Source organism: Paenibacillus sp. J22P218, from assembly GCF_056269195.1.
The window spans coordinates 791848-817545 of record NZ_JBWDNL010000001.1 but is presented as its reverse complement, the minus strand read 5'-3'; the positions used below and the strand labels follow the sequence as shown (position 1 = coordinate 817545).

Annotated in this window: 14 protein-coding genes and 1 pseudogene; all 15 read right to left on the bottom strand. The window is 48.8% G+C overall.

What is annotated here, in order from left to right; genetic code table 11:
• Nucleotides 1–458: 458 nt before the first annotated feature.
• On the bottom strand, nt 459–629 hold the full coding sequence (locus tag AC0YN0_RS03480) for a DUF4259 domain-containing protein (protein WP_475820010.1): 171 nt from the start codon (nt 627–629) through the stop codon (nt 459–461).
• Complete coding sequence (locus tag AC0YN0_RS03475; RefSeq protein WP_475820009.1) at nt 626–871, bottom strand: DUF4259 domain-containing protein; 246 nt, start codon at nt 869–871, stop codon at nt 626–628. The genes AC0YN0_RS03480 and AC0YN0_RS03475 overlap by 4 nt, the downstream gene beginning before the upstream one ends.
• Before the next feature lie 291 nt (nt 872–1162).
• Entirely contained in the window at nt 1163–1438 is a 276-nt protein-coding gene (locus tag AC0YN0_RS03470; protein ID WP_475820008.1) for a hypothetical protein, read from the bottom strand.
• A gap of 273 nt (nt 1439–1711) precedes the next feature.
• Nucleotides 1712–2114: pseudogene (locus AC0YN0_RS03465) on the bottom strand (sigma-70 family RNA polymerase sigma factor); the annotation flags it as partial.
• A 34-nt stretch (nt 2115–2148) separates the two neighbouring features.
• Entirely contained in the window at nt 2149–3048 is a 900-nt protein-coding gene (locus tag AC0YN0_RS03460; protein WP_475820007.1) for a phosphatase PAP2 family protein, read from the bottom strand.
• 110 nt (nt 3049–3158) lie between these two features.
• Complete coding sequence (locus tag AC0YN0_RS03455) at nt 3159–5441, bottom strand: glycoside hydrolase family 3 C-terminal domain-containing protein (RefSeq protein WP_475820006.1); 2283 nt, start codon at nt 5439–5441, stop codon at nt 3159–3161.
• Nucleotides 5442–5665: 224 nt separating this feature from the next.
• A complete protein-coding gene (locus tag AC0YN0_RS03450; protein WP_475820005.1) occupies nt 5666–8218 on the bottom strand; it encodes a GH39 family glycosyl hydrolase in 2553 nt (850 codons plus the stop codon).
• A gap of 110 nt (nt 8219–8328) precedes the next feature.
• Nucleotides 8329–9729, bottom strand: a complete 1401-nt coding sequence (locus AC0YN0_RS03445) for an MFS transporter (protein WP_475820004.1) — start codon at nt 9727–9729, stop codon at nt 8329–8331.
• A 382-nt stretch (nt 9730–10111) separates the two neighbouring features.
• Nucleotides 10112–18046, bottom strand: coding sequence for a CBM96 family carbohydrate-binding protein (locus tag AC0YN0_RS03440; RefSeq protein ID WP_475820003.1), 7935 nt, complete (start codon nt 18044–18046; stop codon nt 10112–10114).
• Nucleotides 18047–18253: 207 nt separating this feature from the next.
• On the bottom strand, nt 18254–18937 hold the full coding sequence (locus AC0YN0_RS03435; RefSeq protein WP_475820002.1) for a hypothetical protein: 684 nt from the start codon (nt 18935–18937) through the stop codon (nt 18254–18256).
• Nucleotides 18938–19147: 210 nt separating this feature from the next.
• A complete protein-coding gene (locus tag AC0YN0_RS03430) occupies nt 19148–20173 on the bottom strand; it encodes a dienelactone hydrolase family protein (RefSeq protein WP_475820001.1) in 1026 nt (341 codons plus the stop codon).
• An 86-nt stretch (nt 20174–20259) separates the two neighbouring features.
• Nucleotides 20260–21897, bottom strand: a complete 1638-nt coding sequence (locus tag AC0YN0_RS03425; protein WP_475820000.1) for an ABC transporter substrate-binding protein — start codon at nt 21895–21897, stop codon at nt 20260–20262.
• Between the two features lie 81 nt (nt 21898–21978).
• On the bottom strand, nt 21979–22860 hold the full coding sequence (locus AC0YN0_RS03420; RefSeq protein ID WP_475819999.1) for a carbohydrate ABC transporter permease: 882 nt from the start codon (nt 22858–22860) through the stop codon (nt 21979–21981).
• Nucleotides 22861–22884: 24 nt separating this feature from the next.
• Complete coding sequence (locus tag AC0YN0_RS03415) at nt 22885–23862, bottom strand: ABC transporter permease (protein WP_475820886.1); 978 nt, start codon at nt 23860–23862, stop codon at nt 22885–22887.
• A 189-nt stretch (nt 23863–24051) separates the two neighbouring features.
• A complete protein-coding gene (locus AC0YN0_RS03410; protein ID WP_475819998.1) occupies nt 24052–25647 on the bottom strand; it encodes an ABC transporter substrate-binding protein in 1596 nt (531 codons plus the stop codon).
• Between the last annotated feature and the right edge of the window lie 51 nt (nt 25648–25698).

Genomic DNA, 25698 nt, shown 5'->3' with positions numbered 1-25698 from the left:
TAGTCCAATATTACTATATACTTCCTCTGTTGCCTATAGGTTTCAAAAAAGAATAGTCTTAAATACTTAGTATCACCAAGGCTGTTGGAACTAATGTCGTTTATTCTAACAGATCGGAACTCTGGCAGTTACAGTGTGGAGACCGAGGTAATAGCGGAACAAAATTGTCTATACATCCGTAAAGGCGAGCCAAATAATAACACCTTTAATCGAGAAAAATAAAGAAAATATAAGCAGCAAGACACCGTCCAAGTAACTTTGCTAGCTGAAGCTGCAAAAAGGAAGCTCAACACATTCGCAATGTGCTGGCTTCCTTAGAACCTTCCCATTTATCGAATTTCTTGACATTGTGAACACAACCCGATGTAAATTGAGACTTTGTCTAAAACCATAAAGTAAAGCAGCAGAAATATAAAACAGGCCTTGAGGATCGTAATCCTCAAGGCCTGTTCATTGTTCTACATTTTCGCAAGCCTGGACTCTAAGTCAGTGACAACCATTAGCCATTTCTCATAATCGTCCGACTCCTCCCAAAGTTGCTGGAGTTCTGAGTTCGTTTTAATTTTCGTTACGGCTTTCCTTGCAATAGGAATCAGCTTTTTCCCTTTACCATAGTACTTAGTGTTCACTTCTGCAGTTCTTCCTCTTCTCCAGTTACCTTCTGGATCTCTTTTCCAATGCGACCTTGAATCGCGACAAGTAGCTCTGCTGCGCCGAGAGCATTCGATGCACTTTCCGCTTCCAGCTCATCATCCTCCAGCGTCGCCTCCAGTGTCTCCTTTAGAAAGCTGATACCTCCTTCTTCAAGCAGCTCCGACTTCCAATCAAGCACATCATCATTTTCAAATATTCCTACTCCCCAAGCTCCCATTTGATCATCCCTGATCTAATTATTTCCCTATGTCAGACCAAGTAGGTCTTTGATACGTAGTGGAAAATCATAATTATTTGTCAGTCCGTATGGAAAATAAATTATAACTTTCTTCCGCTGTGATTCTCTTTATCTCGCCACCAGTGTATAGCCCGTTGTTCAACAATCGGTATAAGGATAACATCATACAATTTAAATTCAATTCTTTTACCCATATCGTTAGACAGCCCCTAATAAAATATTCTAGAGAATTTGTTTAATTATTTTAGATAATCTAGCCTAATTGTTTACTCAATATATTCCTAATTCATTAATCATCAAATATGTGATCAACATCGATAAAACAATTACAACGAAATTCATAAGCACAGATTCTTTAACCATTCTTTTAATAAATAAAAGATAAGAAATAGATAGTAACAGCAGAGAACCTAAATATAAACCCGCTTCTAAATAGTTGGGCTTTGGTCTAAATCCGCCAGTTATCGCCAAACCAAAACCAACTAGCAACAAAAAACAAACTACACCGATTATAAATGACAATATAATAATTATCGCTTTCTTCATAACTTCGCTCCATTTATCGCTCACCTGTGGTATTCAGAGAAGCAATCACTGATTAATTTATTGTTTAATTATCAACTTCAAGAGATATTAAAACCCATTCTAGTGAAAGTCTAGTAGATTAATTGTGGCTGCCCTATCATTTCATCCCTCAATATGTATTTTCATTCAGTTTTTTTTCATAATTATATCTTATTCGCAAAATTGTTTATAGCATCTACCTTCCCCGTAACGTAAAAAAAGCCGGCATCGCCGGCTCTTCTACACTACTGAATACTACTTCTTCGCCTTATAAAACTCATGATACAGCTTCATGAGTGACCGCTTCTCAATCCGCGACACATAGCTGCGGCTGATGCCCAGCTCCTTCGCGATCCCCGCTGCGTCCGCTCGTCGCCGCCGTGGATGAGGCCAAAGCGGTCAATCACGACTTCCTTCTCCCGGTCATCTAAATTCTGAGTTGCACTTTATCCGCCACATCGTCGGCTTCTCTACCAAGGATATCTATCAAAATAATTTCATTGCCTTCCTTGTCAGTACCGATCGAATCATGCAACGACACATCCATGCGCGTTTTCTTCGGACTACGAAAGTCCATAAGTATTTCATTCTCGATACAGCGTGCCGCGAACGTCGCCAGCTTCGTGACTTTGCCGGTCTGGAAGCTCTCGATCGCTGTTAAATGCATCAGGGTTCATCATTTTGTCATCGCATCAGCTATGAGTCACGTCTTTTGGAAAGTGTCGACTTGAGCCGGCTTGTAAATCCGCATAAAGCTCGATTTTCAGCCATTTGCACCATACAATCATGCTGCAAGCCGTAATGAACGCGCCAAACAACACATCGGTAGCAAAATGATCGCCCATCACGATTCTGCTATACGAAGTACAGAGCCCCCATGCAATCGCAATGATAAGCATGGTGTTGCGCCATATTTTCACGAAAGGCATGAATAACATCCAGACTAGCATTGTCCATCCGTTAGCTGAATGACCCGATGGAAACGATTTGAACACCTCTGCGGTAACGCCGTTCTTCTGAATGCCATTAGGGAGAAACCAATTGGTAAATTGCGAATAATCACCATTCATATTACGGAACCGCATTCGCCCCCAGAAAATCTTGAGAACGTTGACCACGATCATCTCCGTGAAAACAATGCCGATACCAGCCCAAGCAGCCATATTATAAACCTTAATCTTCTCATCTGAAACCCGATTAATCAGCAGCTGTACGATGACCGATACAATAATGTCTGCAACAACACTTGTCAGCAAAACGCTTCCGCCATCCCAACCGAATTGACGCGAGACTCCGATAAAGATCATCCCGATGCCGCCAAGTCCCATAAAAAAAACACTTGCAATTCGAATGGCGAGCTTCCTGCCGAATGGTTTATCCCTTGCGTTTCTGAATAAGATATTTCCGGCTATGAAGAAGATCATAAAAGCGGGATGCTCTCCAAAGTTTTCGAAAAAAGCTCCAAATTGGGAATGCGTCTCGTTGTACACGGCTTTAGACAAGCTCATATCAGCAAAACTAAAGACAAGCATTAACGCTGCCCATCCGAGAAATAAACCAAGCATAAATCGTTTTGAACCTTTTGTTTGCATAACGACCCCTCCATAGTAAGCGTTTACACGCCATTCGAAAGTACAAGTCCACGATGCGAATGGCGGACTTGTACATTGATTTGACGAGAATAGAAATCCTTATCATTACCTCAGTTGCGAGTTGCGGGAGCGTTCAATTGGGAGAGCAGATGCTCCAACATTTCATCTGAAAACGCACCTTGGCTGAAGGAAACGAGACTCCGGAGCGGCATTGCACCCAAAGCCGCTTGCATGATCTTTGACATTTTTTCATCCCCCTCGGCAATCCCCATAGACGTTTGGAAATTTTGTGTCAAAGCCTGGATCATAGGTGCTGCAGCAGGGTTGCTCATTAGCTCGCCCAGCAAAGAGTTCCGCGAGTACGTTTGGCGGAGTGGCACCGTCGATTCTACTTCAAGCAAAGCTTGTTGGAAGATATCTCTCGATGAACAGCCAACCATGACTGCAAATTCACCGCTCTCTACATGCCAATCCTTCAGTTCTACATTGTAATAGGCAAAGGCTCTTTTATCTAGATTAAAGGTAACTGTCGTTTGTTCGCCCGGCTCCAGATCAACCTTGGCAAACTCTCTTAACTCTTTATCCGGCCGTATCACCGTGCTCTCCATATCTTTCACATATACCTGCACAGTCTCTTTCCCGGAACGAGTCCCTGTATTCGTAACGGTCACCTGAACTTCAACCGTTTCCGTATCGTTCATATGCGAACGGCTGAGCGTAAGATTCGAGTATTCGAAGGTTGTATAGCTGAGCCCATGCCCGAATGGGAAGAGGGGAGTCATTTTCTTCGTATCATAATAACGATAACCAACGAAGATGCCTTCCTTGTATTCCACTCGATCGCCTTCCCCTGGGAAGCTTAGGAAAGAAGGATTGTCTTCCAGCTTCTCCGGGAATGTTTCCGCAAGCTTGCCGCTCGGGTTTACCTCGCCGTAAAGGATATCCGCCAGGGCTCCTCCTATTGCTTGCCCGCCTAAATAGGCTTCAACGATCGCGCTTACCGACGATACCCATGGCATTTCCAATGCGGAGCCGTTCATAAGCACGACGACAACCTTGTTATGAACGGACGCTACGGCTTCAATAAGCTGTTCTTGATTGTAAGGAAGACGCAGATGCCTGCGGTCAGATAGCTCGGATTCAAACCCATCAGGTATCCCCGCAAAAATAACCGCAATATCCGCTTCCTCCGCTGCTCGCTTAGCCTCTTCCATTAGCCTATTGTCTACCTCTTCAGTATCAAGAATATAGCCTGGTGCATAGGAGAGGTTAGCCGTGTTTGAAGCAAGCTGCTTCATCTCATGAAGCGGAATGTCAACTTGGGTCGGAACAACAATCGCACTTCCGCTGCCTTGGAATTTAGGATTTTGAGCCATAGCGCCGATGATTGCGACTTTGCTTCTTTTCTCCAGAGGGAGTACGCCGTTCGAATTTTTCAAAAGCACGATGCTTTCACCCGCTGCTTTACGTGCAAACCGATGGGAATCGTCTTGATTGAATGAAACATGCTCCTTCTTGTTGTCTACATGCCTGAAGATGAGCTGAACGACCCGTTCAACAGCAAGGTCCAGTACCTCAACCGGCAAGGTTTCATTCTGAACGGCCTGAATGATTTTTTTCTCGCTAAGGCCGTTGTTTCCAGGCATTTCAAGCTCAAGGCCGGCAGCTATTGCATCTGCAATCTGATCCACGGCGCCCCAGTCGGATACGACTACTCCATCGAACCCCCATTCCTTTCGTAAAACGTCGCCTATCAGATATTCATTTTGCGAGGCATATTGGCCATTAATCTTGTTGTAAGCCGTCATTACGGTCCAAGGCTGCCCCTTCTTCACGGCACCCTCGAAGCTGGTCAAATAGATTTCATGCAAAGTACGCTGATCAATGCTGGCGTCATAGCTCATCCGGCGATGCTCTTGATTGTTCACGGCAAAGTGTTTCAATGAGGTGCCAACTCCTTGACTTTGCACGCCTTGGATTTGACTTGCTGCTAATTCAGACGATAAATAGGGGTCTTCGGAGAAATATTCAAAATTTCTGCCGCCAAGGGGAGACCGTTTAATATTGGTACCAGGCCCAAGAAGTACGGCAACGTCTTCCGCTTGACAAACCTCGCCGAGTGCGACTCCTACCTCATGGAGCAATTCACGATTCCACGAGCTGGCTAGTGCTGATGCAGACGGAAAGCAAGTGGAGGGAATGCCGTTGCCCATATTTAATCCTTCTGACGAACCGGCTTGTTTATGAAGGCCATTCGGACCGTTCGCAACCATTATCGAGGGGATATCAAGCCGTTCGACACCTTTCAGATGCCACACATCCAAGCCGGAGCACATCCCTGCTTTTTCCTCCAACGTCATTTGAGCTACTAGTTTTCTTGCGTCTCGGTTCAAATTAATTCCCCCTGCTGTTAGATTTGATCAAATTGATACATACAAATTCCAATTATTAATGTTGATAATAGCTCAGCTGTCCTTTTTATTCATTCCAAACCACTCGTTCGCCTGTTCCGTTTTCTATTTCGTTAGCGCTTACTTTTTCATCCGAGATCAAAACGGACATAAAGAAAAGGAACACCCGCTTCCCGCGAACGTCCCTTGAACTGCCTTGCACTCTATTAATATTTGCGATTTATAGTCAAAAGCCGTATCTCATGAGGCTCCAGAGTCGCTTTCAGCTCGAGAATATTTTGAGCCAATTCTATTCGTGTCCGGTAGCCCGGTTCCGCCCTCCGATGTAAGTGCTGGTACCCAGCTGCGGACAACATGTCCGGTCCCCCCATCTCGACCCAGGCGTCGTAAGACGAGCCTTGATTACGATTGACCCATTGCTCTTCTATGACAAATTTGCCATTCATACCATGCAAACGTAAACCCGCTTCTTTCACGTCGGTATTCAGAAAAACGCCATAACGCGAGGTCTCCGAAAGCTGAGAATAATCGAATTGGTCATACAGCTCGTTATAATGACAATAATGATAGAAGAGAACCTGATACTCATCCCCTCTCCGCGTTACAATAACGCCTTCCTTCTGCAGGACGATTTCATCGCCGAGCTTAGCAAGGAAAGTAAAGGCATGAAACCCTGCTTTCTTAATTCCGTTGTACGTCATAAGACCAAAGCCGCCGTGAAACAACGGCTGAGGCAGACGAAACTCTTCGTGAAGATCCGTCGCCGTCCAGAAGCCCAGCCCTTCGACATTCTGACCAATCCGCAGCGCCGTACGGACAATGAATGCTGCCATATAACAGGTATCGTGAACAAGGTCACGACAATCGGTATTCGCATTCCATTCGGTAATCCACCTCTCTGACGTCGTCATCGGCAGGATGCTTGACCCTGCAAGCTCTTGTTCGACAGCTAATGGGATCGTATTGGCGTCACCGAGACGAACATCGGTAAGCCTATTCAGTAATTCAGAGTGAAAATGATCGTCAAAATTCGAATCTGCCAGCAACTCCGTAGCGGTTAGCGACGTTTCTCCCACATTCGTAAAGCGAGATAGATGATAGACGTGAAACGAGTAAAAATCCAGCTTCAAATCATGCTTACGCGCGTATTTGGCAAAATCACGAAGCCACTCTCCGTCACCAACCATGCTTAGGTTGCCGAAGCCGCCGATCCTCAATCTGGAATCAATTGCTTTCAAGCGCTCGAAGCTTGCACGGAAAAACTCAAAAAACTGCTCGCGTGTCCCTTTCCAAAAGACGCCTTCAATATCGGGTTCATTCCAAAACTCAAAGTACCAAGAAGTTACCTCTGCACTACCAAAACGGTTAAGGAGATGCCGAATAAACGCTTCAATCAAATCAAGCCAACGAGCCATATCTTTCGGTGGCGTTACGTTTGCCTTCCACCAGAAGATTTCACCTTCCGAAGATGCAAGCTGCGTCGGCATAAAGCCCAGCTCTAGGAAGGGCCTCACACCTTCGCTGATCAAGTTATCGAGCAGTGTGTCGATATGGTTAAAGTTATAATACACGCTTCCGTCTGACCGCTCATTATAAATGAGCAGCTCATCTGCGAAAATACCATGAAATCTCACGTATTCAAAACCAATATCCCTTTGCAGAATACGAAGCTGATCTCGGAAATCCGAGCGCAGGCCGTGCAATGCATATCCGAAAGTCATAAGGCGCGTCCACGAATGGCGCAGCTTGTCCGCTCCCGGGATGTCTGTGCGAGCTTCATAAACGACTGAACGGGCCGGCATAACCTCATGGAACTGTCGTTGATCGACTTCGTTAAGATCTGCATACTTGAACAGCTCGGCCAATGTCTCCTTGCTGTTAATGCTGAAATAGTCTTTTGGTCTTTCAGAGCTCACATCTACGCTTTGCAACTCGCGAAATACAGTCGGTGTCGTACCGAGCACTTCTCGGAAGACACGATAGTAAGATTTTGCATCGGGAAACCCGTACTCAAGCGCGATTTCCACGATCGTCCGATCCGTCAGCTTGAGCGGTCTTAGAGACTTGTTCAGCCTAATATTCTCAATAAACTTCTTCACCGAAATTCCCATATTGGTCTTAAAATAAGTCGACAAATACGGAGGCGTCAAAAAGAACCGTTCAGCAATCTGATTCAAGCTTAAAGACGAATCGGCAGAATGGGCATTAATGTATTTCAATATCTCAAGCAGCCTCTGATCATCTTCACGCACATGCATGTCATCGTTCTGCTCCGGCATGGAGAACCGAGAGGTTAGAATAATAAGAAGATCAAGCAAATGACGCTCGACAAGCAGCCTCTGAGGCTCTTCACGGTTAATGACAACTTTCATAAGAGAAGCTAGCAGCGTACGGATTCTGTCGTATTCCTTCTCTCGAGCCAGGTCGTGATCTCCCGAATTAAGCCGGAATCTCATGACGCCCGTCTCGACGCCAAATCTTCGAAACTGCTGAAGATTGAACTGAAGAATCAATAGATGAGTCCCTTCCTGCTGATCAAGCGAGCGGATAAAATGGATCTCGTTGCGGTTCACAAGGAAGATGTCTCCGACGTTCAGAATCGTTCCTTGCTTATCTATCATGATTTCAATAGAGCCCTTCAGAATGAACAGAATTTCCGTTTCTTCGTGCCAGTGGTATGGAAAAAACTCAACTAATTGGGTAAAGATTTTAATCGGAATATGGCCTTCCTGCTTGATCGTTTCGTAATGAAACTGCATATCCACTGCCCCTTCGACGAATTCACAATGTTACCTTTATCATAGGACATTGTCTAATAATGCGCAAAAAGAACCTCGCTAATGGAGGCCCTATTTGGATAACTATGCGTTTAAGACTTTTTCTGGGCTCTTTCCTGCAAGTCCCGGATGATTCCCGGATATTCCTTATCCAGCTTGTAATACAGAAGCAATACAAACTGAAGCGCAAACAACAAGAGCGGGATATAGATGTACAGCGCTTTAATCGATGATAATGCTGCTGCAGACTGGGCGGTCTGACCACCGACGTATCCACCGAGCGCAAGTGCCCATCCGAGGACACCAGCTCCAAGTCCTGATCCCACCTTAGTGCCAAAGCTGCCAGCACTATAGACAAGCCCCTCGGTGCGTACACCGGACTTCCATTCCCCATATTCGATCGTATCTGCAAGCATGGCGAACCCGGATGCTGCGATCGGTGCCATACCGAAGCCTTTAATAACGGAGCCTGCAATGACGATTGTTAGACTCTCCGGATTGATCATCATAATGAACGATCCAACTATACCAATAACAATTCCGATAAGCATGGCGTTGCGTTTCCCTAGCTTCTTAACCACCGGCGCTAGTACAATCATACCAAGCAGCAAGGGTAAAAACGAAGTCATAGTCAATGTGCCAACCAGATCCTTATTTCCGAGCACATATTCGGCGTAGTAGATGTTCGCCCCGCTCGTGCCTTGAATGATGAACATCAGTGTCATGACAACAACCATGATCGCCCAATACTTATTGCGGAACAGCGCCTTTACTCCGACCTTCACCGGAACGTCAATCGGCGTCGAATGTTGAGCGACTGGCTTTACCCTCTCTTTAGTAGAGCGGAATGTGACATAGAACAGAATCGCGGCAATCGCGCCGTAGATACCGAATGTCATCTGCCAGCCACGCGGTCCATCTCCCAATGCCTCTACAATCGGCGTCGTAATGACCGATACGAGCACGGCACCTACCATCGCCATCATCATGCGGAAAATATTCAGCAACGATCGTTGGTACTGGTCTTGCGTAATTAATGAATTCAACGCTCCGTAAGGAACGTTAATTGCCGTATAGAGAATGTTTACAAGATTGTAAGTGACGATAATCCAAATGATTTTGCCGGTCATTCCAAAGTCCGGCATCGTAAACAGCAGTACACCCGATATGGAGAACGGGACGGACATCCATAAAATCCATGGTCTCGTCTTGCCATGCTTGGATTTCGTCTTATCAATAATAATGCCCATACCGATGTCAGCGAAGCCATCAAGCACCCGTGAGATCAAAATAATGGTACCGACCGTAGCTGCCGCTATGCCTGCGACGTCCGTATAGAAGTAGGTTAAAAACGTTGTCATCGCCGCAAAAACGAGATTACTCGCCAGATCTCCAACGCCATACCCCAGCTTTTCTCCAAATCCGATACGCCCTTCGATCGTCTTGCCAGAGGCTGTACGAGCCGAATCAGTCGTTTCGATTACTGTATTCATATCCCTTCCCCCTACTGAATTGTTGCCGTTCCTTTTGTTCATTCCAGTTATTAATATTGATCTTAGCTCGAAAGCGCTTTTCATTCATTCCAAAGAACTAGTTCGCCTGTTCCGTTTTCTATTTTGTTATCGCTTTCAATTTGTTCAGGACAAAAGATAAATATTAATAAATGGAACACCTAGCTGGACCGAGACTTTTCAGCCAAGATGCAAAAAAGAACCATCTCCCTTTATAATTGAGAGATGGTTCTTTTGATTTTCTCGACAGCCAGACGCCGCCTTTACAGGCGCCATATACTCGGCCAGCCTTATGAGTATAAAAAAACGGGCAGGTTCGCGGTCGCGCGCCTGCCCGGCAAAGGATTCAATTCATTAATTAACCTCAATAAAGTTGATATAAACTATAAATCAGTACTGCGGCTTCCGCTCTTGTTGACATCCCTTTCGGATTCAACGATTGACCATCGCCCTTGATAATTCCTTGATTAATCAATGCTGCCGCTGAATCTACGGCATAAGGAGAGAGCTTCTCCCAATCCATAAACCGATCTGCCATTCCGGCAGACGAACTAACCTCAAGCTTGCCTACCGATTTCAACGCGCGGGCAGTCATAACCATCATCTCTTGACGAGTGATGGATTTCTTCGGATTGAACAGATTATCGCCTTCTCCGAAAACAATCCCTAACGCTCTGGCGGTCATTACTTCGTTGTAGTAGTAATCGCTTTTTTTCACATCGGCAAAATCTTGGATATCCACTGAACTTAGCTCTAAAGTGTTAATTAAGAGCTTCAAGAAGTCTGCTCGAGTCACTTGAGCAGCAGGTTGGTAAGTAGTATCAGAAGTTCCGTTCACTATGCCTTTGGAAGCAAGCACCTCCACGGAATGGCGTGCCCAAATATGTTTGCCCATATCCTTAAATGTTTTTGGCACGAATACGACGGCATAGGCGCTGAAGTGATCGGTTCTGAAGGTTACCGCCCCCGCTTTCTCATCGTATTTGCCATTCGGAACGGGGATCGAAGCTCCGTTGCCGTTCAAATTCCAAACCGTCAGCTTCTCGCTGTCGCCCCGTTCTTGCTCGGTTGGTGCGTAAGGAACGGATACGGTGACCGGGGAGCTAGGATTGCTCCAATCTACCCGCTGATTGTTCACGAGCACATACAGCTCAACGATCGGTCTATTGCCGATTTGTTCTCTGATGTTTGTATCTACCGCGCTTGCATCCACACGGCCGACTACGAGCTCGACCGTAGAATCGTCGGTCAAGGACATCGTATTCAGCATCGTATCGGTGAAGCTGATGGTGCCAGCCGGCGTGTTGAGCAAGAACGTTATCCCTTGCTTTGACTTATTGAATAACGATTTTGGTATCTGTAAGCCGATAGATGTAGTTGAAATTGCTGATTGAACTGCTAGTTTGATCGTTTTCATCCCGCTTGTTCCATCTGCAGCCATATCCAACGCTTCAATTAACAGCTTTTCTGTCAGAACGAATTTCGCTCTCTCCCCTTGCTGCGCGTCGATCTGTGACAATTTGACTGTCACCGAACCGTCTTCATTCCGAACGATGCGTCCCATATCAGGCTCAACCGGAACAGACGGATTCGCAGGATTAGTCGGGTCTACTGTACCATCGCCTGGTAATGCGATCGTTAAAAAAGACTCCGACTCACCGCTAGCAGCGACCACGCTGAAGGTAGCGCCCTTCGCTGACGAAGCAATCGTCAGGATGCCCCTTTGGTCAATGGATACGCCCGCTGGAGCGTTCCTAACCGACCACGCTATCGTTTCGTCTATCATTAAGTCGTTATACTGATCGATAACGTCAGCCGTAAACCTGTATTCTCGACTGCCCGAATCAGGAATCGTATAGGTGCTGCCTTCGCCCTTCAGCTCAATTATCGCCGGCTTGCCATCCTCCAGCGATGCTTGCTTGAATAGGTTCAAGCTGTTCGCTTTGACGATGACGTTGACTGTTCCGCCTGCCGATTCATAGCTAACGCCTTCCTGGATGTCGATTAGAGCTTCATCGGAAGCTAACGTAACGGTCTGATCTTGATCCCCGTTATTCGCAAGCACGATCAACGATTGTTGATCCGCCGTCGTCAGACTGTAACCGTCTACGCCCGGGCTCGTTACGGTCAGTTGCTCTGTGCTAAGTCCTTCTTGGCCTGATTGCTTCGGATACAACACCGTTAAATAGTTTTGGCCTGCCGATGCCGTTACTCGCAAGTAGTTCAGTCCGGCCGAATCAGGCAAAATATCCGGATGCGCCCGAGCAACTTCCTGCTCGATTGCCGCTGCTGCCGGTTGAAGCACCGTTGTCTCTAGATCGGTGCCATAATAACCGGTGGATATTGCCTTATTGCCTTCTATCGTCGTTTCGGTTGCGGCAATCGGAAAATTCAAGCGCGAGCCCGCCGCAGTGCCTTTCATTTGATCCCAAACGATAAAGGCGTTAATGCCATTCTTCACGTAAGCAATCGTTCTCGTCTGCGTGCCTGAAGGTGCGCCTGACGGATGATTCACTTTCACCTTTGCAACGTCCAGTGCGTGTGATGCGTGGAATGCCAGCTGCTCGGCCGTTAGCGGCGTGTTCACATAGCTCGATCCGGATGCAAATTGGACCGTACTGTGCGCTGACGAGCCGACATACCAGTTTTTGCTCGTATCGAAGTAGCTTTCGATACCCGGATCCATGATCAATGGAGACCCGTTCGCATACAAGATGAATGAGCCTTCATCGTAATGCCCGTGTCCGATGGCCGTTTTGTTGGCGATCAGCGACATGAACGTCTCGTTGCTTCGTCCGAAATTGTTACGGAATAAGTATAGTCCTGCCGGATTCAATTCGTCCGTGGATCGCAATTGCAATCTTGTGTTCGTCGCATTCGTGAATTCGACAGGGTTGAAGAAGTTTTCGAGCGCAATCGCTTCGCCCCAATAATTCGCGACAGGCTCGCCTGCTCGCAGCCATGTTTGGTACAGCTTGATGCCGAGCTCCGGATTCGTTGCGGCAATCTCATTGAAATAGTTGCCAAGCACCGCAAAGTCCGTCCCCGGTGTTAGCATATGATCGCCGTAGTTCGGCGTGCTGATTCGGTTGTTCATCTCCTCGTACGGAGTCGTCTGCACCTGCATCAGAAACCCGAACATCTTTTTCAGATCGCTGTCTCTGAACCAATCCTCACCGGTTACGTTGCGCAATGCTTTCGCGTAAGTGGAGAATCGTTGAATCGCGGCAACGTGATAACGAATCGATTCCGGCCAGGAGCCATCCGATTTGAGCGTGTTGGCAAGCTGTCCTTCGAGTACGATTCTGCCGTTATGCAGCCATTGCCTAGCGTTAGGCAGATCAGGAAAGGCCATCGCGAGGAAAGAAGCGCCGGCCGACATATCCGTCTCCCAGTTGCCTGTATTCACTTGCGCTTCATACGCCGTTAACTCCGAGCGGTCGCGAAGATCGCTCATATTGCGGAGCAAGTAGTCGACGAGGTCAAGGAGTTGTTCCTTCTCCTCCTCGCTGAATACGCCTGCGTCCTTGATTAAGGAGTATGCCGTTGCAAGCGAAGCCGCGTTGCGTCCCGTCTGTACGGCGCCATAAGCATCATAACCATCCGGTCTAACGTTATTGACCAACCAAGACTCGATTCCCTGCGCATGATCCTGCAGGAAATACAGCATGTTGATTTTCGATTTCTGTGCGTATGTGACGTCTCCGGTAACCGCATAGACGATGGCATCGGCTTGGAAAGTCAAGTTCGTGCCGTTTCCGCCCACTGCAGCTTTCATATTGTTCGTGCTCGTATATGAGCCTACCTGAACATCATTCGCGTCGAAGAAGGTTAATTTAATTTGAACCCCATTCTTGAGCTTTCCATCGATCTTGGAAGAATAATTGAGCGTATGGGGTACGCTCCCCTCCATCGGAATGCTTTGCGTATACGCCCATGCGCCTTCGTCTCCCGAAGTCGGGTTTTCCAAGTAGAGAGAACGCAAGCCCGAACGAACGTAGTTGGCGCGGTCTTCCCATTGGAATACCGGCGATCCTTTGATCACTTTGTGCTCCCAATACTTAGGCGTATTTCCGTCCGCTTGTTCGAATCCGCTATTCAGAATCGTTAAGTCCTCCGTTGCATTGGAAGGATAAATACGGAGCGCGTCCAGCCATACATGACCAAGTCCATCCGCATTGTTCTCAAGCGAAGGCAACGTTAGTTCCAACTTCGCCTTGACCGTCGCAGCCGGCGGCGTAAAATTCTGGCTCGTTACGTCGCTCCACATTTTGAACCTTGCATTCTGCTCGTCAACCGTGACGGATGGATCAAGGATCAAACCATAATCCTGGACATCCTCAAGACTATATTGGTCGGAAATTTGTTTGATTTTCTCGAACTCTCCCGCAAGCAGCGGATACTTCTCGATGCGATTCCGGAGCTCGGCGATACCGCCTGCAGGGAAGAAGACGTCCGAGCTCCCTTCAACGTCGCTGCGCAGCACTTGGGAATCTCTCATATGCTTCATGGCATTGTGCAATTCGACGATCGCAGCCCCAATTTCATATTGAAGATTGCTTGCAATGGACTGCCGTGCCGAAGTGATTGCGTCATTCAATCTGGTGATCGCCGATTGCGGATATTGACCTACCCCGATGCCCGCATTTGCGCCCGATGCCATCTCTTCCGCTAAACCGTTAACCTTGGCATAGGTTTCAATCAGCTTTTGTTGATCGACCGTGTTTACTTTCGTCACTAACCGCGGCCTTCTATCAGTCACTGACGCTTCTTTGGAGTAAAATTCGCCCGGGAAGCTCGAACCTTCCATTTGGGTAATGGCTATGCTTAACTGCTTATCGCCCAGTTGTTCGCCAATGGCAGCTTCCGTCAAATCGATCAAGCTGAACGCGTTTTGCGTACCGAGCATGCCTTTCCCGATCAACGTATCAAGAACGAGATTATTGTTTGCATCGCGGTCCAACGTGTTGTACGTAATTTGGTTTTCTGCCCAACTGTCATTATCCAGCAAATAGACATTAATCGGATTATTGTCCGCTTTCTTGTTCGTGAAACGGAAAGTCGCATTCGTAATCGAATCCGCCAAAGCGGACAAATTGAACCTCAAAACGGGCGATCGTTCCGTTACGCCGGGCGGATTGTTCACGACCAGTCCGTCGCTTGAGCCGTAGTTCGTGCCTGCACTCCCTTTATTGACGAAAGCATCCGCCTCAGGCAAAATTTCGACCGTCAGATAAGTGCTAGAGAACACATGCTGCGATTTATACCATTTGAGCGCGGGCGCTAGACCATAGGTCGATGTTCCATAGCTTGGCGCTCTCGAAAAGTACTCGGTTGCGAATTGAATATCTTCGTCCGGCCTCGGCTTCAAAAACTCGCGATTGCGATCGAATGGCGCCGTATATTCGCCGCTCAGCGCAGCCTCCGCACGGTCGATCTGATCCTGCAAGGCAACCTTCGCCCCGTCTGTATACATTTCCGGTTCCGTTAGCAGAGCGGCCTTCGCCTCCCATACGAGCGACACGAGAGCTGCCCGATAAGCGGAGTAGACGCGCGAATTCGTTGTTTCATCAATGACGGCATCCGAGAGGACCGCCGTGCTCAAGAACGCTTTGGCGGCGTTCGTCAGTCCGAAGATCGCGCTCTTGTTAGCAGCCGGCGTGTTAAGCGCATAGGCTGCTTGCGCAAGCTCGATCTCGCTCGTGAACGCATCCTTTGCGGCTTGCGGACGCTCGCCGGGACTACTGCCGATAACGGCGCTTGCCACCGTATCCTCGGCAAGCTCGATTAGCCGGCCCAGCGACGCGTGAAAATAGGGCGAAGCCGAAGGCATCTTCGGCACTCTGACCGTAATGACGCGTTGATCGGTAACCGTTCCGAAAGTGACGGAAGCCGTCAGTTTAACGACCGCGTCCAGCTCGTTTTCCAGCGGCCTCGTTACGGTTCCGTCATTGGCAATGACTTCAGGCGTATCGCTGACCCACGCAATATCGGAAAAGCTGCTTCCGACGAGAGGCAATTGCATGTTGTCCGTAACCGCAATGTTATCAAGTTCGTCAAGAGCCTGTATGTCCTGCGCTACTCTCTCCGCGTCGGTCAAATTCACAATGCTGAGAACGAGAGTAGGAGCAAAATGGCCCGTTGCCGTATCTTCCTTCGAGGAGATGTTTATGCCCGGTGCAGCTCCGTTTGGCGTCGTTAGCTTCAATGATAGCGTACCGTCGCCATTCACTTCCGTACGGACCGCATCGGCGATGTCGATGGCGCCTTGAATGGCCGTATCCGAGATACTTACCGCGCCATACGTTTTGATTAGATCCGGATCGCTGACAGGCTTATTGTTATACGTAATGGCGTTTTCCTGCCAAGCGTCGTCTTCGACGCGATAAATCTCCATCGTATTTCCCGAGCCGGCATTTCGTTGAAAATAATCGAAAGTGGCCGCTTGAATATTGCGATAATCCGAGATGCCGGATAAGTCGTACCGCAGGAACGTTTCCCTGCCCGCACCAACGATTAACGTTGCAGCCGACCCGTAATTCGTGCCGGTGCTTCCGCTATGGACATGCGCGTCTGCCACCGGCGCAAGCTTCACTGTCGTTAGATGCTCCTTCTTCAATACCGTAACCGTATACGTGCGAGTCGCCGATATCTCTCCTGAAGCGATCGTAGCCGTTAAATTAACGGCTGCATCCTCCTGGGTCGCCAACGGTCTCGTTACTTGGCCGCTATCGGAAATAAACTCGGGTTTGTCGCTGCTCCATTCTATATCGGAACCTTGGCTGCCGACTGCAGGCAGATGGAGGTCGCTCGTAATCATTTTGCCGCTAAGACCCAAAGCGTCCACCTCTTGCGCATCACGCGTCACTTTGTCCGTATCCGCTAGCCCCTCGACGGTCACAACCAATGTCGGAGGAAAGGCGTTCGGATGATTAACGGTGTCCGACATTTCCTTCGATGCGATATTGATGCCTGAACGGGCAGCATCGCCCGTTAAGATAATGGACAGCAAATCGTCATTCTCTGAACGGACGGCGTCCGCCACTTCAATCTGTCCTTCAACTTTTTCCTTGCTGATGTTGACGGCTTCATAGGAAGCGATAGACGCTGCATCGGCTGCAGGCTTGTTGCTCCACATGACCGTGCTCTCCGACCAGGTATCGTCGTCTGATGTGTACACATTCAGCGTGTTGCCCGATCCGCCGCTGATTTGGTAGAAATCGAGCGTTGAAGTTATGATTTTGCTAGGTTCGGGCAAGCCCGATAGATCATATCGAAGCAGTGTCTCTCCATTCGCTCCAGCGATCAATGTATGAGCCGACCCAAAATTCGTTTCCACACCGCTCTGCACATGAGCGTCTGCGATCGGACGCAATCTGACCTGCGAAATTTGACCCTTGGCGGGCACGTTCAACGCAAAGGTCCTTGTTTCCATCGCATCGGCTTGCGTAACCGAAGCGGTTAAAGTTACGACCGCGTCCCCGTCCTCGTACGTCGGCCGGGTCACTACGCCGGTGTCGGAAATCACGGCTGGGTTGCTGCTGCTCCATACGATATCGGAGTCCCAAGCAGAGCCAGTGGAAGGCAATACGATATCGTTCGTTACCGTCGATTGGTCCTTGACGAACGCGGAGAGCGCTGCCGCATCCGCTGCGGCTCTTTCCGCGTTATCCAACTGTTCAATCGTTACGGAAAGCGTTGGAGGGATTCGGCTGGAAACGTTTTCTTTCGAAAACATATCGAGACCCGGACTTGTTCTTCCCGTCGTCGTAAGCATAAGCGAAAGCTTGCCGTCGCCAGCCTCCGCTTCTTCGCGAACCGCTGCCGTTATATCGATTACGCCTTCATAGGCCACATTGCTGACCGCACCGAACACATAGGATTGAAAAGGCGCTGCGGCGGCTTGGCTATTCGCGGCTGTTGGTCTCGTATTCCACGTAATAGCGGACTCCGACCATGAATCGTCATATACTTTATATACCTCCATCGTATTGGTAGAGCCGCCGCCGCTGCGGAAGAAATCCAACGTCACGGATTTGATTTCCCGGGCGTCTGCAATCCCAGATACATCGAAGCGCAAATAAGTCTCCCTCCCGGCGCCTACAATCATGGTGGCGTTTGCCCCGAAGTTATCGCCTGCCCTCGATTCCTGCACATGAGCGTCCGCTTCCGCCGTGATTTTCAGTACGCTCGACGTTGCCGCGCTCGCTTTGTTCGGAGCGATTCCCGCGGATAGGCCAGACAACAACATTGTAAAGGCAAGAAATCCCGTCCAAACTCTCTTCCCTGTTTTCTTCATTCATGACTCTCCTTTTGCCCTGAATTTATGTATGCGCTTTCTTGACAATCAACACTTTAGCAAAAAAAAGGATTCCAAGGTATGCGGTTATTTAAGAACAAACTGCATATTTTTGCATATTTTCAATTTGTTCAAGCAAAATCGGGCAACCTTCAGTGCTAGCCGCTGAAAGTTGTCCGACATTCGCTCTACTCTACTAACCCGAATTTAAAAATCCTTCACATCCAAATAACCGTTCGACAAGGAGCGGATATTCACGATGCTAGAGCGCAGCACAGGCGTAATCGCTATGTTGTAAGCACCCGTACCGTTACGTCTCTCATTGTTTAAAACTTTTACCTTGCCGTTGAGGTAATAATATTTATCCTGCCATTCCATGCTCCGTTTGTTTCCTGACGAATCCTTGTAGTGCAGACCATCCACATAGTTATATTGGACAACCGGATTCGTTTCCAAGTAATTGAACCACGAGTTGTCGATGCCGATTCGTCCGCCTTGCGCAGCGTACACATGAGTTCCCGATAGAACCGTGAATGTCGGAAGCATTAGCTCTTGGTTCGGCGCCACCCAGAATTCCGGCTCCCATCTGATCTTGTAGTAGCCCTTCCCTTCGAGCACAAGATAAGAATCCCTCGTAAACGATAACCACTTGCCAGACAAATATCCGGGCTGATAAGCCGTTAAGCCGCTTGACTCGGCTAACGCAATATTCGTGTCTGCATTGGATGATGAGGTTTCCGCCCGCACCTTAAGCCCGTAGCCATTGTAAGTCACGTAGGTAGGAACGCCACCGACATTGACGTATGCACTGTCCGCATAAGCGATAGGGACTAAGAGCATGACGGTCATTAGCACTGATAAGACGATCTTAACGGTTGGTTTCTTGAACATCCATATTGCCTCCTTCAAATATATTTTTTATCTCACCCACTTTCTGACAGCGCTTTCAGAAGTGGTTACTCGTGATTCTACTTAGCGCTTACCGCGGAGTAAATGATGTTTTTGAAGGAATAAATGCGTTTTTTTAGGGATACAAGCGTATTTTGCAAAAAAAGAAGTGTCCATACATTCCCTTATGGACACCACCTCAACACTTATTGATCAACTATTCAACTGTCCAGCCAGCCAATCATACGCGATTCGGCCGCTAACCTCATGGACGCCAGGGAAAACATCCGACGCGAAGCCGCTCTCGGCTTCGGCATCGCGGTACGTCTTCTTCAGGCGGCGAATCGCCTCCTCGGCCGATGCGACCGGAAAGATCGGATCGCCGCTTCCCGACTCCACGAACAGCGGACGCGGCGCGATCAGCCCGATCCATTCCGGCAGCTCCGCCTCGGCCAGCAGACCCGGCGTATAATTGTCCACGCAATGAAAAACTTCCATGATCGTGCCTTTGAACGTACCGGGAAATCCCGTCAGAAAGACCGAGCGCAACCGCTCGTCCAGCGTTGCGCATGCCCATGCCAGCAACGCGCCTCCGGAGAACCCCATCGTCCCGATACGATCCGCATCGACATAGCTGCGCGAAGCCAAATAATCCAGCGTCCCCAGAAGCTCCGCCGTTCGGAATCCGGTCAATGTCTTGCCATACATCAGTAAGCTCGTCGCTAGCTTGTAGCAGGAGCTGCTGGCACGCGGATCCTTATCCATGTCCTCGCTCAGCCGTCGCTCCCCGAATCCGGACACGTCCGGGGCGATCACGATCAGCCCGCGTTCTACAAGCGGAAGGGCAAAGTGATTGTGGCAAGTAGGCTCGCCTTCATCCGGCGTACCGTCCGGAAGCAAGCCGACGATTTCGCGGCTGCCGTAGCCATGACCATGAATCGCAAGCACGGCGGGCATAGGTGCTGTCTTTCCCTTCGGGATGAGGACATATGCAGCAAAGCTTATCCCTTCTACGACGGACAGCATCACCCGCTCGCGCATGTAGCTGCCGCAGTCAACACTTTCAATCCGTTCTGCCACCACCGCACCTTCCTTCCGGTCGAACGAGCCGATTGATTTCTGCAGCACGCCCCGCAGCCTCTCTCTGCGCTCTTCCAAACTCTCGCCGGCTGCTTGCGTACGGTGGCGTTCCACCGTCTCTTCGTACAATCGTTCAAGCAACGCATCGGGCTGCCACATTTATAACGCCTCCGTATTCAATGATTTAAACGGACCAAGCCGCCGGAACGAACGTTCCTGCGGCCTGGCACGTATGACTTAAATGATTAGTTGCTGCTGTCGAGGTACGCTTGAACTTGCTTAATAAGCTCCTCGCGAACCTTCTCAAGTCCGTACGACTGCAACTGCTTGTTCATTTTCACTACTGATTGTTTCCAGTTTTTGTCCAGACCGCTTTTCAATACCGGATCCAGCTGTTGAACGACAGGCGTCATTTTCGCGATTTCCGATTTGACCGGCTCCGCATTAAACGTGAAGCCCGAAAGCGGCTGCAAATAATAGGTTTCGTTCTTAGACTGGTAATCCATCAGCTTCAGCGTTTCCTCGTCATTGCTGCCATTGATGCGCGACATCGTTGGATTCCAAGTGAATTCATAAGTCGGGAACAGGTAGTTGGTCGTTTTGTCCGTCATTTTATAATAACGGTCTCCCTCTTTCGTCCAGTGCTCGCCCTCGATGCCCAGCTCGATCAGGTCATGGTTCTCTTGGCTGCTGAACAGCCAGTCGAAGAACTTCATCGTGCGGTCGGCGTTTTTGGACGTAACCGGAAGGACGATATCGTTCCATGCTTTGTAGTCCGTACCGATTGCGCCTTCCTCGAAGTTGCGGACACGCGAGTTGTACACGAACATTTCGATATCCGCGCCTGGAATAGCTGATTGCAGACGCTCGCGAATTTGGGCGGCGCCGTTGATCGTTCCTTCGTTCGCCGCGGATTTGCCGCCTACGAACAGTACCTGCGGATCTTTCTCGGACAATACGTCCTTCTGAATATATTTGTTCCATTCAAGCGCTTTGTCGTATTGCTGGAAGAAGTAGTACGGATCGTTATATGGTGCAGGCAAGGTTTCGAATTTGGAAGCATCGTCGCCGAGCGTCGTCGCGCCAATGACCTTCTTGCCGTCTTCGGATAAGTACACATAGAAGCCAGGGGAAGGGCCGGCAATTAGCTTCGCGTCCATTACTTTGTCTTCGTTATTGAACATTTTGTAGAAACCGCGATCGCCTTTAAGCGCGAACGGAATCATGCTTCTATCGTTCTCTTGCACCGTTTGGAGATACTTCTCCAAGTCCTCGTAACTTTGAACCGGCTCCAAGCCGTATTTCTCGCGAAGGTCCTTGCGGATGTATACCACGTCGATATCATAGAACGCGTTCGTAAGCGGAATGGAATAAATATGACCGTTAATTTTGTTCGCGTTCAAGAAGTTTTCCGAGAATGCCTTCTTCAAGCCTGGATATTCATCGTTGTTGAAATATTTGTCGAGCTCTTGATAATAGCCCAGCGATACGTTTGTGTTAAGCGACATCCAAGGCGCATCGAAAGCGATGTCTACCGCTTCGCCTGCCGTCATCTTAAGCGTCAGCTTCTGCTTGTGATCGGCATTCGGGTTGAATTCGATATCCAGCTTCGTATTGAGCGTATCCTTCGTCTTACTCTCGTACTCCGCCAAGACTTTGTCCAGTTCGATCGGCTTATCGCCGAACAACATGACCTTTAACGTTACCGGATCAAGCGCTTTCCCCGACTCGTCCGTTGATTTCGGAGCGTTCGTACCCTCCGAGCTGCCGTTATTGCCTTTATTGGTTTCCGTGTTTTCTTTGTTGCCGCTGCATGCCGCAACCGTTGAGACAAGCAATGCCGCCATTAGCAGCAGAGCCATACCTTTGAACGTTTTTTTCATTTCTGTTGCTCCTCCCTTTTCGTTCACTATGCTTTTTTTATACTAAACCGCCGCAAGCGGCGTGCTCAGCCCGGTGTGGGGTCATCCTTTGACAGCGCCTACCATTAAGCCCTTGACGAAATACTTTTGCAGGAACGGGTACAAGAAAATGATCGGCCCGATCGTAACGACCGTCGTAGCAAGCCGCGTCGTAAGCGTCGGCACTACGTAGTTCGGCAGCGAAACTTGCGAGGAAAGCTGATTCGCGAACTCGGCGTTGTTCATGATCCGCATGACCAAATATTGCAGCGGGAACAAATTTTCGTTCGAAATGTACAGCATCGCTTCGAACCATTTGTTCCAGAAGCCCATCGAGTAAAATAGTCCAACGGTAGCGAGTGCGGGCAGCGAGATCGGCAGCACGATTTTGAAGAAGATATAAATATCGTTCGCGCCGTCCATCTTTGCCGATTCGGCCAACGATTCGTCGACCGACTTGAAGAAGTTGCGCAGCAGGAACATATTCCAAGGACTGACGAGCGCTGGAATAATAAGCACCCATATCGAATCCTTCATACCCAAGTATTTGGAGATGAGCAGGTAGCTTGCGACAAGACCGCCATGGAACAGCATCGTGAAGTAGACATAGAAGTTGATATGGTTTTTGTATTTGAGCGTGCGGATCGAGAGCGGATAAGCAAGCGCACAAGTGACGAGCATTGCGAGAAACGTACCTATCACCGTAACGAATATCGTCACGCCGTACGACCGGTAAATCGTATCATCCTTGAAAATAAGCTTATAAGCATCGAACGACAACGTCTTCGGCAGCAGCGAATACCCGTCCTTCAGTATCGCCGACTCCGTCATGAGCGAGCTGCTTATGACGGCAATGAATGGGATGAGGCAGTAGATCGAGAAAATAATCAGGATGACGTACATGGCAGCTTTTAACAGCCGATCCCCGTAGCTTTCCTTTATCATGGCTGCACCTGCTTTCGTTATTTTTTAGAAGAGCGCCGAGTCCGGGCTGAATTTGCGTGCGAGCTGGTTAACAGAGACGACGAGTATGAATCCGACAACCGATTGGAATACGCCGACTGCAGCCGCCATGCCCATATCGCCAAGATCCATCAGTGCGCGGTATACGTAGGTGTCGATGACATCCGTTGTCGAATACAACATGACATTTCGTCCTACTAGGGCATAGATCATGCCGAAATCACCGTAGAATATGCCGCCCATCGCCAAGAGCATCATGAGAATAACGGTCGGTTTAAGCAGCGGAAGCGTAATAAAGCGGATTTTCTCCCATCTGCTAGCACCGTCGATCGACGCCGATTCGTAGATGTCGGGATTGATGCCGGTAATCGTGGCGAGATAGACGATGGAGCCGAATCCCGCTCCTTGCCAAATCTTGATAAGCAACAGCACGATCGGCCATATTTGAGGCTCGTTGAAGAAGGCGATCGGCCCGATGCCGAGTGCGTCCAGCCATTTGTTCATCATCCCGGTATCGCTGGACAACAGCGCCGTAACGAACATGGCGATAACGGTCCATGACAGGAAGTTAGGCAGCGTGACGAGCGTCTGAACGATCCGCTTGAACCATTTGCCGCCGAGCTCCGAGAACATGACGGCGATTCCGACCGAAGCGGCCGTGCCGAACAAAATGAATAAGGCGTTCAAGAACAAGGTGTTAAAAATAACATGCAGCACTTCGTTCGACTGGACGAAAAACTCGAAGTTTTTGAATCCGACGAATTCGCTTCCGGTAATCCCTTTGATCGCATTGAAGTTCTGGAATGCAATAACAATTCCCCCCATCGGGAGATAAGCGAATACAAAGATGAGCAGAATGCCCGGCAGCGTCAAAAGATACAGCAGACCGTTCCTGCGAATCTCCGCGAGGAATGAGGCCGATTTGTTGGTTGAGCTCGTATTCGGGGCCTTGGCCTTTAGGGCGACCGATGATTTCATTTTGATATTCCTCCTTCTTTCCTTCTGAAATGTCTCTTGTTTGTCCGTGAATTAACTGTATCACGGCAATGAAACCCCTTAAATGTTGCTTTTTAAGACAAAAATGCGGTTTTTTAAGATGAATTTATATGATTGAACAACAAAAAAACGCATGCTTCAGCATGCGTCATTATAAATATATATAATTTTATACCATTATCTGTTTTTCGAATCCAAATAATGCTGGACTTGTCTAATTAGTTCCTCACGGATTTTGTCCAAGCCGAGAGCCTTCAGCTTGCCGTTCGTTTTACTTGCCGTTTGCCTCCAATTCGGATCGAGTCCGCTATTGAATACTTGGGTCATTTGGCTGGCGAGCGGCTGGATTTTGGCAATTTCGTTTTTGACGGGAGTCGGATCGAAGGCGAAGCCCGCTATCGGCAATCGATAGTAGGACTCCGGATTGGCCGAATATTGCAGCAGCTTCATCGCCTCGGGGTCATTGTCCACATTGATTCGCGACATCGACGGATTCCATGTCAGCTCGAAAGGCGGAAAGGAGTAATTGGGTGAATCGGACGTATTCGTATACGTCATGCCTTCCCCCTTCGTCCAATGCTCCCCTTCGATGCCCAGCTCGAACAGATCGTGATTGTCTTGGCTCTGGAAGATCCAATCCAGAAACTTCATCGTTTCGTCCGCATGCCCCGACGTAACCGGAATCGCCAGGTTGTTCCATGCCCGATAATCCGTGCCTATGCACCCCTTCTCCATGGCGCGCTGGCAAGCTTTGTACACAAAACCTTCCATTTCTGCTCCCTTAACAGAAGTTTGGAGCTTCTGCGATATCTCGGCCCAATTCGTAATCGTCCCTTCCACCGCTGCCGTTTTGCCTGCTTGGAACAGCAGCAACGCGTTGCGCTCGTTCAGGACGTCCTTCTGAATGTACCGATTCCATTCGACAAAGCGGTCAAAAGAGCCGTTGAAGTAAGCGGGATCGTTGTACGGCCGTGGAAAACCAGCGTACAAATCCTCCGGGTCTCCGAGCGTAACCGCTCCAAGCACCTTCTTCCCGTCCTCGGATAGGATCACATCAAAGTTGACGCCCGTGCCCGCAATAGCGCTCGGAGCAGTCCGAATATGACTTTGCACATCCTCGTTCGCGAACAAACGGAAGAAACCGCGGTCGCCTTTCAAAGCGAACGGAATCATGTTAACCTCAGACTCCTCGACATGCTGCAAATACCGTTCCAGATCGTCATAGCTTTGCAAGGGCCGCATGCCGAATTTCTCCCGCAAATCTTTACGGATAAAGACGACCTCGATATCGTGGAAAAATTGCGTGAACGGCACCGCATAGATATGGCCGCCGATCTTATTCGCCTCCAGGTATTCGGCCGGGAACGCCTTCTTAAGACCAGGATAATCGTCATTATTAAAATAATGGTCTAATACTTGATAATAACCCTGGGCCACATTATTTTCGATATTCATCCAAGAAGCATCGAATACGGCATCGATTTCATTGCCAGCCGCAAGACGCAGCCGTACCTTCTGCTTATACTCCTCGGGCGAATCCCATTCCGTATGAATGGAAAGGTTCAGCGTATGACGCGTCCTGTCCTCGAACTCCTTCAAGATCTTATCCATATCCGTCGGCTTATCTCCAAAAAACATAAAGGTCAGAGAAGAAGAAGCAGGCTGGTCTCCGCTTTCGGACCCGCTGTCCGCGAGACCCGGCAACAAAATGCCGCATGCAATCGCGGTTAAAAGGATGACAACAAGCAGCAGACTTTTTTTGAGCGCGGTCATTATGCCACCCCTTCCTCTCGGCAACCCACTTGTTAACCGCTTACAACATAA

What these genes read in the sequence shown, in the direction of transcription:
- AC0YN0_RS03445 (WP_475820004.1), bottom strand. Translation starts at nt 9,729, where the DNA reads ATGAATACAGTAATCGAAACGACTGATTCGGCTCGTACAGCCTCTGGC.
- AC0YN0_RS03430 (WP_475820001.1), bottom strand. Translation starts at nt 20,173, where the DNA reads ATGTGGCAGCCCGATGCGTTGCTTGAACGATTGTACGAAGAGACGGTG.
- AC0YN0_RS03460 (WP_475820007.1), bottom strand. Translation starts at nt 3,048, where the DNA reads ATGCAAACAAAAGGTTCAAAACGATTTATGCTTGGTTTATTTCTCGGA.
- AC0YN0_RS03440 (WP_475820003.1), bottom strand. Translation starts at nt 18,046, where the DNA reads ATGAAGAAAACAGGGAAGAGAGTTTGGACGGGATTTCTTGCCTTTACA.
- AC0YN0_RS03475 (WP_475820009.1), bottom strand. Translation starts at nt 871, where the DNA reads ATGGGAGCTTGGGGAGTAGGAATATTTGAAAATGATGATGTGCTTGAT.
- AC0YN0_RS03420 (WP_475819999.1), bottom strand. Translation starts at nt 22,860, where the DNA reads ATGATAAAGGAAAGCTACGGGGATCGGCTGTTAAAAGCTGCCATGTAC.
- AC0YN0_RS03410 (WP_475819998.1), bottom strand. Translation starts at nt 25,647, where the DNA reads ATGACCGCGCTCAAAAAAAGTCTGCTGCTTGTTGTCATCCTTTTAACC.
- AC0YN0_RS03435 (WP_475820002.1), bottom strand. Translation starts at nt 18,937, where the DNA reads ATGTTCAAGAAACCAACCGTTAAGATCGTCTTATCAGTGCTAATGACC.
- AC0YN0_RS03470 (WP_475820008.1), bottom strand. Translation starts at nt 1,438, where the DNA reads ATGAAGAAAGCGATAATTATTATATTGTCATTTATAATCGGTGTAGTT.
- AC0YN0_RS03450 (WP_475820005.1), bottom strand. Translation starts at nt 8,218, where the DNA reads ATGCAGTTTCATTACGAAACGATCAAGCAGGAAGGCCATATTCCGATT.
- AC0YN0_RS03425 (WP_475820000.1), bottom strand. Translation starts at nt 21,897, where the DNA reads ATGAAAAAAACGTTCAAAGGTATGGCTCTGCTGCTAATGGCGGCATTG.